The 15,131-nt window shown below is 68.1% G+C and carries 12 protein-coding genes; 3 read left to right on the top strand and 9 right to left on the bottom strand.

Annotation, left to right across the window (positions count from 1 at the left end; all coding sequences use genetic code 11):
- Positions 1-11: 11 nt before the first annotated feature.
- Positions 12-1,109, bottom strand: a complete 1,098-nt coding sequence (locus tag DACI_RS30535) for an aminoglycoside phosphotransferase family protein (protein WP_043783069.1) — start codon at positions 1,107-1,109, stop codon at positions 12-14.
- 92 nt (positions 1,110-1,201) lie between these two features.
- On the opposite strand from DACI_RS30535, the gene DACI_RS30530 reads away from it, so the two are divergent.
- The 3 genes from DACI_RS30530 (at position 1,202) to rsmA (ending at position 5,950) form a co-directional block, all read left to right on the top strand.
- The gene (locus tag DACI_RS30530) at positions 1,202-3,637 is read left to right on the top strand and encodes an LPS-assembly protein LptD (protein ID WP_192812301.1); all 2,436 of its coding nucleotides are present in this window, start codon (positions 1,202-1,204) and stop codon (positions 3,635-3,637) included.
- Positions 3,638-3,678: 41 nt separating this feature from the next.
- The gene (locus DACI_RS30525; protein ID WP_012207831.1) at positions 3,679-5,106 is read left to right on the top strand and encodes a peptidylprolyl isomerase; all 1,428 of its coding nucleotides are present in this window, start codon (positions 3,679-3,681) and stop codon (positions 5,104-5,106) included.
- 76 nt (positions 5,107-5,182) lie between these two features.
- Positions 5,183-5,950 (top strand): 16S rRNA (adenine(1518)-N(6)/adenine(1519)-N(6))-dimethyltransferase RsmA, encoded by a 768-nt coding sequence (gene rsmA, locus DACI_RS30520; RefSeq protein WP_043783066.1) that lies wholly within the window; start codon positions 5,183-5,185, stop codon positions 5,948-5,950.
- 80 nt (positions 5,951-6,030) lie between these two features.
- On the opposite strand, the gene DACI_RS30515 is transcribed toward rsmA, so the two are convergent.
- The 8 genes from DACI_RS30515 to DACI_RS30480 all read right to left on the bottom strand — a co-directional run bounded on the left by DACI_RS30515 (position 6,031) and on the right by DACI_RS30480 (position 15,127).
- Entirely contained in the window at positions 6,031-6,456 is a 426-nt protein-coding gene (locus DACI_RS30515) for a barstar family protein (protein ID WP_013804792.1), read from the bottom strand.
- Between the two features lie 149 nt (positions 6,457-6,605).
- On the bottom strand, positions 6,606-7,025 hold the full coding sequence (locus DACI_RS30510; protein WP_012207828.1) for a ribonuclease domain-containing protein: 420 nt from the start codon (positions 7,023-7,025) through the stop codon (positions 6,606-6,608).
- Positions 7,026-7,342: 317 nt separating this feature from the next.
- Positions 7,343-9,652: an NADP-dependent malic enzyme gene (locus DACI_RS30505; RefSeq protein WP_012207827.1), complete on the bottom strand. Its 2,310-nt coding sequence runs from the start codon at positions 9,650-9,652 to the stop codon at positions 7,343-7,345.
- Positions 9,653-9,860: 208 nt separating this feature from the next.
- Complete coding sequence (locus DACI_RS30500; RefSeq protein ID WP_012207826.1) at positions 9,861-11,327, bottom strand: M81 family metallopeptidase; 1,467 nt, start codon at positions 11,325-11,327, stop codon at positions 9,861-9,863.
- Positions 11,324-12,619, bottom strand: coding sequence for a Zn-dependent hydrolase (locus tag DACI_RS30495; RefSeq protein WP_012207825.1), 1,296 nt, complete (start codon positions 12,617-12,619; stop codon positions 11,324-11,326). Before DACI_RS30495 ends, DACI_RS30500 begins: the two co-directional genes overlap by 4 nt.
- Positions 12,620-12,651: 32 nt before the next feature.
- Positions 12,652-13,362: an ABC transporter ATP-binding protein gene (locus DACI_RS30490; RefSeq protein ID WP_012207824.1), complete on the bottom strand. Its 711-nt coding sequence runs from the start codon at positions 13,360-13,362 to the stop codon at positions 12,652-12,654.
- Positions 13,359-14,138, bottom strand: coding sequence for an ABC transporter ATP-binding protein (locus tag DACI_RS30485; protein ID WP_012207823.1), 780 nt, complete (start codon positions 14,136-14,138; stop codon positions 13,359-13,361). Before DACI_RS30485 ends, DACI_RS30490 begins: the two co-directional genes overlap by 4 nt.
- Entirely contained in the window at positions 14,135-15,127 is a 993-nt protein-coding gene (locus tag DACI_RS30480; protein ID WP_170962116.1) for a branched-chain amino acid ABC transporter permease, read from the bottom strand. The genes DACI_RS30485 and DACI_RS30480 overlap by 4 nt, the downstream gene beginning before the upstream one ends.
- Positions 15,128-15,131: the final 4 nt, after the last annotated feature.

Here is a 15,131-nt window from a genome sequence, read left to right as displayed (position 1 = left end):
CGTATCCGTTCTCAGACGCGCCCGTAGGCCCAGCCGACCTGGGGCTGGATGTTTTCGATCTGGTCGACCAGGCGCAGCAGCGGCGTCAGCTCGCGGTAGCGGCTGCAGGTGGAGCGGATGTAGTGGATGAAGCGCGGCGCGTCGGCCAGGTAGCGGGGCTTGCCGTCGCGCAGCGTCAGCCGCGCGAAGATGCCGGCCACCTTGAGGTGGCGCTGCAGGCCCATCCACTCCACGCCCCGGTAGAACTCGCCGAAATCGTCGCCCCAGCCGCTTTGGCTGCGCGCGCCGACCAATCCCGACTTGCGCGCCTTCTCCCAGTAACGCACGGTAATGTCGATGACAAAGTCCTCTTCCCAGCTGATGAAGGCATCGCGCAGCAGGCTGGCGATGTCATAGGTCACCGGGCCATAGACCGCATCCTGGAAGTCCAGCACGCCCAGCGGGCCGCTGGCGGTCACGGGCTGCATGAGATTGCGCGTCATGAAGTCGCGGTGCACGAAGACGCTGGGTGCCGCCAGGTTGTGGGCCACGATCTGGTCGAAGGCCTTGGCCAGCGTGGCCTGCTGCCTGTCGTCGAGCACGGTCTCGCGGTGGCGCGCGATATACCAGTCGGGGAACAGCTGCAGCTCGCGGCGCAGCAGCGCGTCGTCATACGCGGGCAGCACGTCGGGGCGCGAGGCGGTCTGCCAGGCCATCAGCACCTCCAGCGCCGACCGGTACCAGGCTTCCGCGTCCTGGGGCTTTTCCGGGTCCAGTGCCTCGATGACGGTGTGGCCGCCCAGGTCGGACAGCAGCATGAAGCCGTGCGCCGCATCCCAGTCCAGGATCTGCGGCACGGCCAGCCCGGCCGAGGCCATCAGCGCCTGCACCTTGGCGAAGGGCGCGCAATCTTCCTTGTCCGGCGGGGCATCCATGACGATGAGGCTGGCGCCCGCGCTGGTGTCCAGGCGCAGATAGCGGCGAAAGCTGGCATCGGCCGAGGCAGGGCGCAGGGTTTCGGGGCGCAGCGCGTGGCGGGCGGACAGCGGGGCCAGCCAGGCGTCGAAGGCGGCGTGGCGGGCGGGGTCGGCCCAGACAACGCCGGCCGTGGGGGTGTTTGGATGGCTCATGGATAATCGCGATTCTACAAACCGCCACCCCGGCGAATGCCCGGCGGTGATGCTAGGCTTGCGCCTTTGTCCACCCGCCGCTGTTGACCACCGTGTACCTCCGACCGCCGCTCCCCGATCCGCTGGCTGCCCGCGCGCCCGCGCGCCCCGCTGTACGCCCGCTGGCCTGGCTTGTGGCTCTCGCATGGGCCGGTGGCTCCACGATGGCCCAGGCCCAGCCCGCTGCAGCCGACGAAGGCCGGCTGCAGCAAGTCCGCCCGCTGCGCCCCAGCACGCTGATGCAGGAAACCTATCCCGAGGCGGTGCGCTCCCAGCAGCCCGTCTATGTGCGCGGTGACGCGCTCAGCGGCCAGCCGGACATCAACTCGGTGGTCGAGGGCAATGCCGAACTGCGCCGCGGCGACACCATGATCCGCGCCGACCGGCTCGAGTACCAGGTGCCCGACGACCGCGTCAATGCCTCGGGCGCAGTGCACATCAACCAGGCCGGCAATGTCTACGAGGGCACGCAGCTGGACCTGGAGGTCGATGCCTTCAAGGGCTTTTTCGACAACGCCGGATATCGCTTCCTGGCCAATGGCGCCTACGGCAAATCCTCGCGCGTGGACTTCATCGACCGCGACCATGCCGTGGTCCACGACGCCACCTACACCACCTGCCAGCGCGACGACGAGGCCAGCTGGGAGCCGGCCTGGATGCTGCGCGCCCGGACCCTGCACATCGATATGGCCGAGGAAGTGGGCGTGGCCGAGGGCGCGGCCCTGCAGTTCAAGGGCGTGACCGTGCTGCCCGTGCCGCGCATGAGCTTTCCGCTGTCGGACAAGCGCAAGTCGGGCCTGCTGCCTCCCACCATGGGCCTGGACAAGCTCAGCGGCATCGAATACACGCAGCCCTACTACTGGAACCTTGCGCCCAACCGCGACATGACCCTGTATCCCTCGGTCATGAGCAAGCGCGGCGTCAACCTGGGCGCCCAGTTCCGCTACCTGGAGCCGACCTATTCGGGCGAGGCCTATGCGGCCTACATGCCCGGCGACCGCCAGCGCGACCGGGACCGCTGGGCCTACTCGCTGCAGCACCGGGGTGTCATCGACTCGCCCATCGGTGGCCTGGGGTTGAACATGAACCTCAACCGCGTCAGCGACGACAACTACTGGCGCGACTTCCCGCTGGCCGCGAAATCGCTGCGCGAGCGCCTGCTGCCCAACGATGTGAACCTGTCCTGGGCGCGCGGCGACAATGTGCTGACCCTGCGCACCCTGTACTGGCAGACCATGCAGGATGTGACGGCGCCCATTGCCCCGCCCTACGGCATGAAGCCGCAGCTGCAATGGCGCTACACGCCGCTGGACCTGCCGCACGGCCTGGACTTCAGCTTTGTGGCCGACACCACGCGCTTCGAGATCGACAAGCCGCTGGCCGGCATGACCTACAACAACGGCCAGCGCAGCTACATGCTGGCCCAGGTGAGCCGCCCCTTCCTGTCGCCGGGCGCCTTCATCACGCCCAAGATCCAGCTGCACACCAGCAACTACCAGGTGGACAGCCTGATGAGCAACGGCAGCCGCAATGCCTCGCGCACGCTGCCCACGGTCAGCGTGGACAGCGGGCTGGTGTTCGAGCGCGACACTACGCTGTTCGGCCGCCAGCTGCTGCAGACCTTCGAGCCGCGCGCCTTCTACACCTACACGCCCTACCGCGACCAGAGCTTTCTGCCGCTGTATGACACGGCGCGCAACGACTTCAACTTCGCGAGCATCTACTCCGAGAACGACTACAACGGCCAGGACCGCATTGCCGACAACCACCTGCTGACCCTGGGCGCGACCACGCGCCTGATCGACGGGACCACGGGTGCGGAAAAGGCGCGCTTCGGCATTGCGCAGCGCGTGCGTTTCTCCGATCAGAAGGTCATCCTGCCCGGCGAGGTGCCGGCCACCAGCCGCCTGTCCGACGTGCTGCTGGGCGCGGCCATCAACTGGACCGATGCCTGGTCCACCGAAGGCACGACCCAGTACAACCGCGACCTCAACCGCTCGGTGCGTACCACCTTTGGTGCGCGCTACAGCCCCAGCTCCTACCGCACGGTGAACGTGGCCTACCGTACCCAGTACGACACCGTGGCGCGTACCGACGCCAGCAAGCTGGTCGATGTGGGCTGGCAATGGCCCATCAACGACCTGTGGGGCGACAAGGGGCGCGACCTGGGCGCCGGCCGTGGCCAGGGCGGCGGGCGCTGGTACACGGTGGGCCGACTGAACTACAGCCTGAAGGACCGCAAGCTCGTCGATACCGTGGTCGGGCTGGAGTACGACGGCTGCTGCTGGATTGGCCGCGTGGTGCTGGAGCGCCTGCAAAGCTCCATCACCCAGTCCAACACCCGGCTGCTGTTCCAGATCGAGTTCGTCGGCTTCTCGCGGCTGAGCCTGGGTGCAGACCCGCAGCGCAGCCTCAAGCAGAATGTGCCGCGCTACCAGTACCTGCGCGAGTCCGTGACGCCTCCCAGCCGCTTCACCAACTACGATTAGAGCCAACGCTCCAAACACGCTTTTTGCAAGGCATCTCTCCCATGCGTTTTCTTTCCCAGACCCATTGCTGCGCAGCTGCCGCTGTGGCGCTGGCCTTGCTGGCCACCACAGCCCAGGCGCAAGGCCTGCGTGTTCCGGGCCAGTCCAGGGCGCCCCAGGCCGGCGATGCCTCCGTCTCGCGTGCGCTGGACGCCACCAACCTGCCCTCGTCGCGCGATCGCGGCGCCAAGGCAGGCGTGCGCTCGGCCGATTACATCGTCGCCGTGGTCAACTCCGAGCCGGTGACCAACAACGAAGTGCGTGCCCGCATGGCGCGCGTGGCGCAGAACATCGCCGAGCAGGGCGGCCAGATGCCGCCCGAGGCGCTGCTGGCCCGCGAGGTGCTCGAGCGCCTGATCGTCGAAAAGGCCCAGCTGCAGGAAGCCAAGGACACGGGCCTGCGCGTGGATGACTACGCCGTGGACCAGGCGCTGACCAATGTGGCGCGGCAAAACGGCCTGGACAAGGCTGGCCTGCAGTCCCGCCTGCGGGCCGAAGGCGTGAACGAAAAGCAGTTCCGTGAAGAGCTGCGCCGCCAGATCACGCTGCAACGTCTGCGCGAGCGCGATGTGGACGGCCGCGTGCGCGTCACCGATGCCGACATCGATCGCTACCTGGCTGAGCAGCGCAGCGGCGGTGCCGACAAGGCACCGGCCGCCGTGAACCTGGGCCACATCCTGATTTCCGTGCCCGAGAACGCCAGCCCCGCCGAAGTGGCCGAGCGCGAGGCCCGCGCCAAGCAGGCCGCCGAGGCCGCCCGCACGCAAGGCGACTTCCTGGCCGTGGTCAAGGAGTTCTCCGATGTGCCCGACGGCCAGGGCGGCGGCGCCATGGGCATGCGCCCGCTGGACCGCTATCCCGAGCTGTTCACCAAGGCCGTGGGCCAGACGGCGCAGGGCGGCATCGTCGGCCCCTTCCGTTCGGGCGCGGGCTTTCACGTGCTCAAGGTGCTGGAGAAGTCGCAGGCCGGCATGCCGTCCGTGGTCACGCAAAACCATGCGCGTCACATCCTGCTGCGCATTGGCGACCAGATGACCGAGGCCGATGCCGCCAAGCGCCTGGCCGACTACAAGCGCCGCGTGGACAGCGGCCAGGCCAGCTTCGAATCGCTGGCCCGCGAGTTCTCGCAGGACGGCAGCGCGCGCAACGGCGGCGACCTGGGCTGGGCCTCGCCCGGCCAGTTCGTGCCCGAGTTCGAGCAGGTGCTCAATGCGCTGCAGCCCGGCCAGGTCAGCGACCCGCTGGTCTCGCGCTTCGGTGTGCACCTGATCCAGCTCATCGAGCGCCGCCAGGCTGCGCTGACGCCGCGCGAGCAGCGCGACATGGTTCGCAACGTGGTGCGCGAGCGCAAGCTCGAAACCGACTACCAGGCCTGGCTTCAGGAGCTGCGTGGCCGCGCCTACGTCGAGTACCGCGAGCCTCCGCAATAAGACAACCCCCGAGCAGCTGCGGCTGCGGCAGTCCACAATGGAAGGCGGTGCCATGGCGCACCGCCTTGCTTTTTCTATGAAACACATTCCTCGCAAACGCTTCGGCCAGAACTTCCTGACCGATGACGGCATCATCGACGGCATCGTGAGCGCCATCGACCCCCGGCCGGGCCAGTCCATGGTCGAGATCGGGCCGGGCCTGATGGCCCTGACCCAGCCCCTGGTCGAACGCCTGGGCCGGCTCACCGTGATCGAGCTGGACCGCGACCTGGCCGTGCGCCTGCGCCTGCACGAGCAGCTCGATGTGGTCGAGTCCGACGTGCTCAAGGTGGACTTCCGTGCCATTGCCGCGCGCCTGGGCGTGCCCAAGCTGCGCATTGCGGGCAACCTGCCCTACAACATCTCCAGCCCCATCCTCTTTCACCTGCTCGAGCAGGTGGACGTGGTCGAGGACCAGCATTTCATGCTGCAAAAGGAGGTCATCGACCGCATGGTGGCGTCGCCCTCCACGGCCGCCTATGGGCGGCTGACGGTCATGCTGCAGTGGCGCTATGCGATGGAGAGCGTGCTGTACGTGCCGCCCGAGAGCTTCAATCCGCCGCCCAAGGTGGACAGCGCCGTCGTGCGCATGGTCCCGCGCGAGTCGCCGGCGGCCCTGGACGCGAAGCTGCTGGAGGAGATGGTGCAGGTGGCCTTCAGCCAGCGGCGCAAGATCCTGCGCAACACGCTGGGGCGCTGGCTGGAAGCCAAGGGATTTGACGGGGAATTCGACCTGCAGCGCCGCGCCGAGGAAGTGCCGGTGTCCGAATACGAGGCACTCGCCGCCCGGTTCACGCGCGCCTAGGCACAGGCGGCGCCCAGCGACTGCAGAGCCCACAGCACCCGATTGGGCGCTGTGGGCTCTGGGCCTTCAATGTCCTGCGCTTACAGGAACGAGTAGAAGCAGCGGAACGGAATCTTGCGCTCGGCCCAGTACTCGGCCGCGTCGCGGAAGCTGTCCAGCAGCTGCTCGCGCACTTCCTTGTCGAACTTGGGCGTGGTCGGGATCTGGTCGAGCACCAGCACAAAGCCCGGCTGCGGGCCGGCCTTGTGGATGGGGTCGGTCAGGCAGTCGTAGAGCGCGTCGAAGTTCTTGCCGAAATGCGCGGGGAAGAAGAACTGCGTGGCCAGCAGTTCCAGGATGTCGGCCTTGGTCTGCGCATGGGCCAGGTTGGCATACAGAAAATGGCACCCCAGCGTCTCGGCCGCCTGTTGCAGATCCTCCACCCTGTAGGCGCGGATGGACTGCACGATGTTGGCGCGCACGTTCCGCAAAGGGGTGTCGGGGATCTTACGAAGTGGTGCATCCATCTCCGTGGCTCTTTCTCTAACGTGGATGTGGCCTGCGGGGACGGGCTCATGGCCTTCGGCATCCCTGGGCTGTGGATGAAATGCAGACCCCTGCCAGCGCACTGCGTCGGACACGGAGGGTCGAACTGGCTGTAGAGACTGGGTCGAGGTCATTCGATGATCTTGCGAAAGCTGCTGTAGTGGTCGCTGGTGTAGTAGCAGGCATCGGGCTGCTGGGGCTCTCCGCCGCAGACGATGCGGCGGGCTCCACGGTCACGCGAACCGGGCGTGCGCACCGTGTACTCACGGTAATAGCCGCGCGACTGGCGCGGCAGGATGCGCTCGCGGTTGCCGAACACCGTGCCGTCCTTGTCGTGGGCAAAAGGCCCACCGCGCAGGATCAGCGTATACGTGGAACGGCCTTCGCGCGGCAACTCGGACAGGGGGACGGTGGCCATGGCCGCCGTCGTCTCCACGCTCTCGGGCGCCGAGCGGCGCGCATCAGCGAGCGAGGGCGACAGCACAAAGGCGGCCCCGACGATGAGCGCTAGACCGGACTGGTACGCCTTGGCGGCGGCTGCCTTCAGCATCAACTACACCTTTCAGAAATCCAGGGAAGCCCTGAAATCTCGACCCGCTAGTGTGACGGAACACCCCTCAAAATGCAAGTTCTGCCCAAAAAACAGGCAGCTTGACCAAGGAAATGTCTGGGGATTGAACAGTGAGAAGGCAACTCTGCGCCTGAGTTGCCTGCTATTCAATGCAGATGCCGCCCGTTGTCAAAAAAAGCGCGCGCGGCCGAAAAACCAGGGGCGCCGAGCAAGAGCCGCCTCGCGGCGAGGGCGCCGTCCCCCTCCCCCGCGAAGCGGGTAGAGAGGGGGAAGCCGCGAAGCTGCTCAGGGGGAGCTTACCGATTAGCGTTAGCGTCCGCCACCGTCAGCGCCGTCATGTTGACGATGCGGCGCACCGTCGTGCTCGGCGTGAGGATGTGCACGGGACGGGCGGCGCCCAGCAGCACGGGGCCGATGGCAATGCCGCCGCCGGCGGCCTGCTTGAGCAGGTTGTAGCTGATGTTGGCCGCGTCGATGTTGGGCATGACCAGCAGGTTGGCGTTGCCCAGCAGCGTGCTGTTGGGCATGAGCTGGGCGCGGGCCTTGCCGTCCAGGGCCACGTCGCCGTGCATCTCGCCGTCCACTTCCAGCCACGGGGCCTGCTCGCGCAGCAGCTCCAGGGTCTGGCGCATCTTGACGGCGCTGGGCTGGTTGCTGGAGCCGTAGTTGGAGTGCGACAGCAGGGCGGCCTTGGGCTTGACGCCGAAACGCATCATTTCCTCGGCGGCCATGATGGTGATCTCGGCCAGCTGCTCGGCCGTGGGGTCGTAGTTGACGTGGGTGTCCACCAGGAAGACCTGGCGGTCGGGCAGCAGCAGGCCGTTCATGCAGGCATAGGTCTGCACGCCGGCGCGGCGGCCGATCACCTGGTCCACATACTGCAGGTGGTGCGATGTCTGGCCCCAGGTGCCGGTGATCAGGCCATCGACTTCGCCCTTGTGCAGCAGCATGGAGCCGATCAGGGTCAGGCGGCGGCGCATCTCGATCCGGGCGATGGGCACGGTGATGCCCTTGCGCTCGGTCATGCGGTGGTAGGTCTGCCAGAAGTCGCGGTAGCGCTCGTCGTGCTCGACGTTGACCACGTCGTAGTCCGTGCCTTCCTTCAGGCGCAGGCCGAATTTCTCGATGCGCTGGGCAATGATGGCCGGGCGGCCGATCAGCGTGGGGCGCGCAATGCGCTCGTCCACGACGATCTGCGTGGCGCGCAGGATGCGCTCTTCCTCGCCCTCGGCGTAGGCCACGCGCTTCTTGGCGGCCTTCTTGGCCGCGGCGAACAGCGGCTTCATCATGGTGCCCGAGGCGTAGACGAAGGTCTGCAGGTGGGCGCGGTAGGCGTCCATGTCCTGGATCGGGCGCTGGGCCACGCCGCACTCGGCGGCGGCCTGGGCCACGGCCGAGGCGATCTTCATCATCAGGCGCGGATCGAAGGGCTTGGGGATCAGGTACTCAGGGCCGAAAGTCAGCTGCTCGCCCACGTAGGCGGCCGCCACTTCCTCGCTTTGCTCGGCCTGGGCCAGCTCGGCGATGGCGTGGACGGTGGCGATTTCCATCTCGGTGGTGATGGTGGTCGCGCCGCAGTCCAGGGCACCGCGGAAGATGTACGGGAAGCACAGGACGTTGTTGACCTGATTGGGGTAGTCCGAGCGGCCCGTGGCGATGATGGCGTCGCTGCGCACGGCCTTCACGTCTTCGGGAATGATCTCGGGGTTGGGGTTGGCCAGCGCGAAGATCACCGGACGCGCGGCCATCTTGACCACCATGTCCTGCTTGAGCACGCCGCCAGCGGACAGGCCCAGGAATACGTCGGCGCCTTCGATGACCTGGCCCAGCGTGCGCAGCTCGGTGGCGCGCGCGAACTGGGCCTTGTCCTCGTCCATCAGCTCGGTGCGGCCCTCGTAGACCACGCCGGCCAGGTCGGTGACGAACACGTTCTCGCGGCGCAGGCCGACCTTGAGCAGCAGGTTCAGGCAGGCCAGGGCAGCGGCGCCCGCGCCCGAGGCCACGAGACGGACCTCCTCGATCTTCTTGCCGGCCACCTTGAGCGCGTTGACCATGGCCGCTGCCACGGTGATGGCCGTGCCGTGCTGGTCATCGTGGAAGACGGGGATCTTCAGGCGGCGGCGCAGTTCGCGCTCCACGAAGAAGCACTCGGGTGCCTTGATGTCTTCCAGGTTGATGGCGCCGAAGGTGGGCTCCAGCGCGGCGATCACATCGACCAGCTTTTGCGGGTCCTTCTCGTTGATCTCGATGTCGAAGACGTCCACGCCCGCGAACTTCTTGAACAGGACGGCCTTGCCTTCCATCACCGGCTTGGAGGCCAGCGCGCCGATGTCGCCCAGGCCCAGAACGGCGGTGCCGTTGGAGATCACGGCCACCAGGTTGCCGCGCGCCGTGTACTTGAAGGCGGCGGCCGGGTCCTTGACGATCTCTTCGCAAGGCGCTGCCACGCCGGGCGAGTAGGCCAGGGCCAGGTCATGCTGGTTGGCCATGGGCTTGGTCGGCACGATGGTCAACTTGCCGGGCTTGGGAAACTCGTGGTATTCGAGTGCGGCACGGCGCAGCTGGGCACGTTTATCGGAAGGGGTCGGGGCCGTGTTGTCGGACATCAAGCGTCTCCAGCGAAGGCATGGCCAACGCACGCGCGGATCAGCCCGCGTGCCGTCGGCCGAGGTAGGGGGGAACCGATTGTAGGCCGACAGGCAATAGCCGGGCCCTGCTGTGAAACTGTTGTGATGCCTGGTTGCCCAATGCCCCGCAGCGGCGGCGGTCTTTGCTTGCGCGCCGCCGCAAAGCCGGGCAATCAGATGGCGTCCATCAGATGGCGTCCAGCGGAAACACCGGGCGGCTGACCCGGGCGAACGGAAAGCGCGAATAGTCCGAGGTGGTCACGCCGGGGCTGTCGCACTCGACCAGACCGGCGGACAGCGGCACGAAGACGGGTCGGCAGTACATGCGCGACTTGAGCAGCACGAAGCGAAAGCACGTCGGGTCCATGCCCACGCAGTGGAACACGCCCAGGTCCCAGGGCTCGTGCGTCTGCTCGGTGATCACGATCTGCGCTGCGCCCGTGTCCAGGCAGACCGTGCGGCCCATGTGGCAGCGCTGGCCCGTGTAGATGGGGCCGCTGACCGTGTAGGCGCCGTCGCTGACGGCGCGCACCGTGCCGCGCAGCCGCAGCGGCTGCTTGTGCAGGCCGATGCGCTCCAGCGATACCTTGTTGCCCAGCGCGATCTCCACCTCGGCGCCTTCGCCGGCCGCCGTGAGCGAGGCAACCGCTTCGGGGTCGCACAGCGGGCCCACGGCAATGCCTGACAGGCCCAGCTCCAGCGCGGTCTGCAGCACGTCCATGGTGTCGCAGGTGCCGCCGGACATGCAGTTGTCGCCGTGGTCGAGCAGCAGCACGGGGCGGTCGGCGCCTTCGGCCAGGGTTTGGGCGCGGCGCAGCGAATCGGCCAGCGGCTCGCTGCGGTAGATGAAGTCGGCGCGCCGCTGCCAGATCCGGGCGGCCAGCGCGTCCACGCTCGCCTGGGTGGCCGCGCGCTCCTCGGTGCGACAGGTGGCGACCACGCTCACGCAGGGCGCGGCGATGTCGGCCAGCGAGAAGCCGCCGAACACCGAGACCGCGGGCAGGCCCTCCGCTTCCAGGGCGCGCGCGGCGTTCACGGCGTCCAGCATGGGGCCGTCCAGCGTGGTGCTGCGCAGCGTGTGGCTCATCAGCGGCAGCCGGTGCCAGCACACGGCGTAGCGCGCGCGGCCGGCCAGCATGTCCAGCAGCAGCCGGCCCGCGTGCTCGCCGGTCTCGTACATGTCGATGTGCGGATAGGTCTTGAAGCCGACCATCACATCGGCATTGCCCACCATTTTTTCGGTGATGTTGCCGTGCAGGTCCAGCGCCACGCCAACGGGCACGCCGGGCGCGGCGGCGCGCACGCGTTCGAGCAGGTCGCCTTCGCCATCGGCACTGTTCTCGGCCACCATGGCGCCGTGCAGGTCCAGCAAGATGGCATCGCAGCCCGGCGCGGCCGCCACGATGCGGTGCGTGAGTTCGTCGTAGGCGGCCGCATGCACGGGGCCGCTGGGATTGGAGGTGGCCGATACCGGCGTGACCAGGGTGGCGCCCGCCGCCTCGGCCAGGTCGATGAAGGCGGCCATGGCCGTGCGCATGCCCTTGTTGGCCGAATAGGCCGCCTCGCCATAGGTGGGTGCAAACGCCTCGATGGGCGTGGGCACGGGCGAGAAGGTATTGGTCTCGTGGTTGAGCCGGGCGATCAGGATCTTCATGCCGGCACCCCGCCGTCCGCTGCCTGCACCACGCCCGCGGCCGCCAGCATGGCGCGCAGCAGCACGTTGCAGCCGGCCTCCAGGTGGGCGGGCTCGGCGTCCTCGATCTCGTTGTGGCTGATGCCGTCGGCGCAGGGCACGAAGATCATGGCCGCAGGCGCCACGCGGGCCAGGTAGACGGCATCGTGGCCCGCGCCGCTGACCACGTCCATGGCGCTGTAGCCCAGGTCGGCGGCATTGGTGCGCACGGCCTCCACCAGGTGCGGCGTGAACGGCTGGGGCGGGAAGTAGACGACCTGCTCCACGCCAATGGTTACGCCACGCGCAGCGGCAATGCGCTCGCAGGCCGCGCGCAGTGCGGCGTCCATGTCCAGCAACTGGCCGTCGTCCGGCGCACGCAGGTCCACGCTGAGCTTGACGCCGCCCGGGATCACGTTGCGCGAGTTGGGAAACACCTCCAGCGATCCCACGGTGCCGCGCGCATGCGGCAGGCGGTCCAGGGCGATGCGGTTGACCTCGGCCACGATGCAGCTGGCGGCCAGCAGGGCGTCGTGGCGCAGCTCCATGGGCGTGGGGCCGGCATGGGCCTCCATGCCCTGCACGCTGACGTCGTACCAGCGCTGGCCCAGCGCGGCGCTGACCACGCCGATCACGCGTTCATGGTTTTCCAGCACTGGACCCTGCTCGATATGGGCTTCGAAATACGCGCCCACCGCAGGCGCCGGGCCGGCCGGCCCGGCATAGCCGATGGCGCGCAGCGCCTCGTCCACGCTCACGCCCTGGGCATCGCGCTGGGCCAGCGCATGCTCCAGCGTGAAGGCATTGACGAACACGCCCGAGCCCATCATCACGGGCACGAAGCGCGAGCCTTCCTCATTGGTCCACACGGCCACCTCCACCGGGGCACGCGTGCGCACGCCGCCATCGTTGAGCGTGCGCAGCACCTCCAGCCCGGCCAGCACGCCGTAGTTGCCGTCGAACTTGCCGCCCGTGGGCTGGGTGTCGATGTGGCTGCCCGTCATCACGGGCGGCAGCGCATCGTCCAGGCCCGCGCGGCGCGCGAAGATGTTGCCGATGGCATCGACGCGGATGCTGCAGCCGGCCTCGCGCGCCCACTGCACGAAGAGATCGCGCCCCTGGCGGTCCAGGTCCGTCAGCGCCAGGCGGCACACGCCGCCCTTGGGTGTGGCGCCTATGCGCGCCAGGTCCATCAGCGATTGCCACAGGCGGGCGCCGTCGGTGCGCAGCCCGGCCGCAACGGCGGTGGCTGCAAGAGGGGTACTGAGATCCATGAATGACTCCTGGGAATGCGAAAGGCGGTGGATCAGGCGATCCCTACACCGAGATACCGGTCCTTGATGGCGTCATCGGAAAGGAAAGCGGCATTGCCTGCCTCGTGCGCAATCGCACCCTGTTCGATGATGTAGTGGCGGTCGGCCAGCTGGGTGCAGACCTCCAGGTTCTGCTCCACCAGCAAGATCGCCACGCCAGCGGCCTTGATGGTCTTGAGCTGGGCCACGATCTCCTCCACGATCACGGGCGCCAGGCCCTCGACGGGCTCGTCCAGCATGAGCAGGCGCGGCGCGTTCATCAGGGCGCGGCCTATGGCCAGCATCTGCTGCTCGCCGCCCGACAGCTGGCCGCCGCCGTTGCCGCGCCGCTCCTTGAGGCGCGGGAAGATGCGGTAGATGTCGGCCAGTTGCCAGGGCGAGCGTTTGCGCTGGCCCAGCAGCAGGTTCTCCTCCACCGTGAGCAGCTTGAAGATGCCGCGGTGCTCTGGCACCAGGCAGATGCCGCGCTGGGCCACCTGGTGCGTGGCCAGCCGGTGCACGGGTTCGCCGCCGAAGCGGATCTGCCCCTGCGAGGGCTGCATCACCCCCGCGATGGACTTGAGCGTGGTGGTCTTGCCCGCGCCGTTGCGGCCCAGCAGCGTGACCAGTTCGCCGTCCTGCACCTGCAGCGACACGCCCTGCAGCACATGGCTCTTGCCGTAGTGGGCGTGTATGCCCTCGACCGAAAGCAGGGGACCGCTCATGCCTTTCCTCCCGTGATCATGTTGCCCAGATAGGCGCTGCGCACGCGCTCGTCGGCGCGGATCTCGTGGGGCAGTCCTTCGGCCAGCACGCGGCCTTGCTGCATGACGGTGATGGTGTCGGAGATGTCCATGACGATGTTCATGTTGTGCTCGATGAGGACCACGGTGTGCTCGTCCCTGAGGCCCTGGATCAGGCGCTTCATCTCGTCCAGGTCGTCGATGCCCATGCCCGAGGTCGGCTCGTCCAGGAAGATGGCCTTGGGCCGTGCGGCCAGGGCCATGCCCACCTCCAGCCGCCGCTGCTGGCCGTGCGAGAGGTTGCCGGCCGGCGTGTCCGCATGGCGCTCCAGGCCCAGGCGCGACAGCACGCTGGCCACGGTATCGGCCAGGGCGCGAGCACCCACGGGCGCGTTCCAGCAGTCCAGGGCCCTGGCGGGCGCCACGCCCTGCGCGGCCAGGCGCAGGTTCTCGCGCACGGGCAGGGTCAGGAACAGGCTGGTGACCTGAAAGGACCGTGCCATGCCACGGCGCACGCGGCGGTGGTCGGGCTCGCGCGTCACGTCGTGGCCGTCGAACACGATGCGCCCGCCGCTCACGCTCTTGGTGCCCGTGAGCATGTGGAACAGCGTGGTCTTGCCCGCGCCGTTGGGGCCGATCACCGAGTGCACGGTGTGGGCGCGGACCTTGAGGTCCACGCCGCCCAGGGCGACGAACTTGTCATAGCGTTTCTCGACGCCCACGGCTTCGAGCAGGATGGGAGATGCTGCGGCGCTCATGCCTGGCCTCCTTTGGTTTCTGCAGCGGCCGCCTCGGCATCTGCCGGCCCTTTGCGGCGCACCAGGGCCCACAGGCTCTCGCCCAGGCCCCACAGGCCGCGCTGCAGGCCCAGGCTCACGATCATCAGCACCACGCCCAGCAGCAGCAGCCAGCGTGGCCACAGGGTGGACAGCCAGTCGCCCAGCAGCACATAGAAGGCCGCGCCCAGCACCGAGGCCAGCAGGTTGCCCGTGCCACCGATCACGGTCATCACCAGGATCATTTCGCTGGTGTGGTACTCGGCGTTGGACAGCGGGGCGATGCCCGTCATCATGGCGTGCAGCGCGCCGGCCAGGCCCGTGACCGCGCCCGAGATCACGAAGGCCTGCAGCTTCAGCAGCCTCAGGTCGTAGCCCACGGCGGCGGCGCGCTCCTCGTTGTCGCGCACGGCCAGCAGGGTGCGGCCGAACATGGAGTCGCAGACGCGGCGCAGCAGCCAGAACACCACCAGAAAGAGCACGGCCACAAAGCCGTAGTACTGCCAGGGCGTGGCCAGCGGCCACAGCGTCTGGCCGGCCACCGCGAGGGCGGGGCGGGGCACATCGAGCAGGCCGTTGTCGCCGCCGGTGATGTCCGTGGCCGAGTAGGCCAGAAAATAGAACATCTGCGCAAACGCCAGGGTGAGCATCACGAAGTAGGTGCCGCGCTGTCGTATGGCCACCCAGCCGACGATGGCCGCGCCCACGGCACCCATGGCCGTGGCGGCCAGCAGGGCCAGCGGCATGGGCAGGGGCCAGCGCGTCAGCAGCAGGGCGATGGTGTAGCTGCCCAGGCCGAAGAAGATGCCCTGCCCGAAGGACAGCAGCCCCGTGTAGCCCAGCAGCAGATTGCAGCCCATGGCCGCGAGGCCGAAGATCAGCACCTCGCTGGCCAGCGAGCCCGACTGCATGCACAGCGGCATGGCGACCACGATGGCCAGCGCGAGAAGGAGATGGGAATGCCTGGTCATGGTC

The organism is Delftia acidovorans SPH-1 (genome assembly GCF_000018665.1).
Lineage (GTDB): Bacteria > Pseudomonadota > Gammaproteobacteria > Burkholderiales > Burkholderiaceae_C > Comamonas > Comamonas acidovorans.
This window is presented reverse-complemented; position numbering and strand designations above follow the sequence as displayed.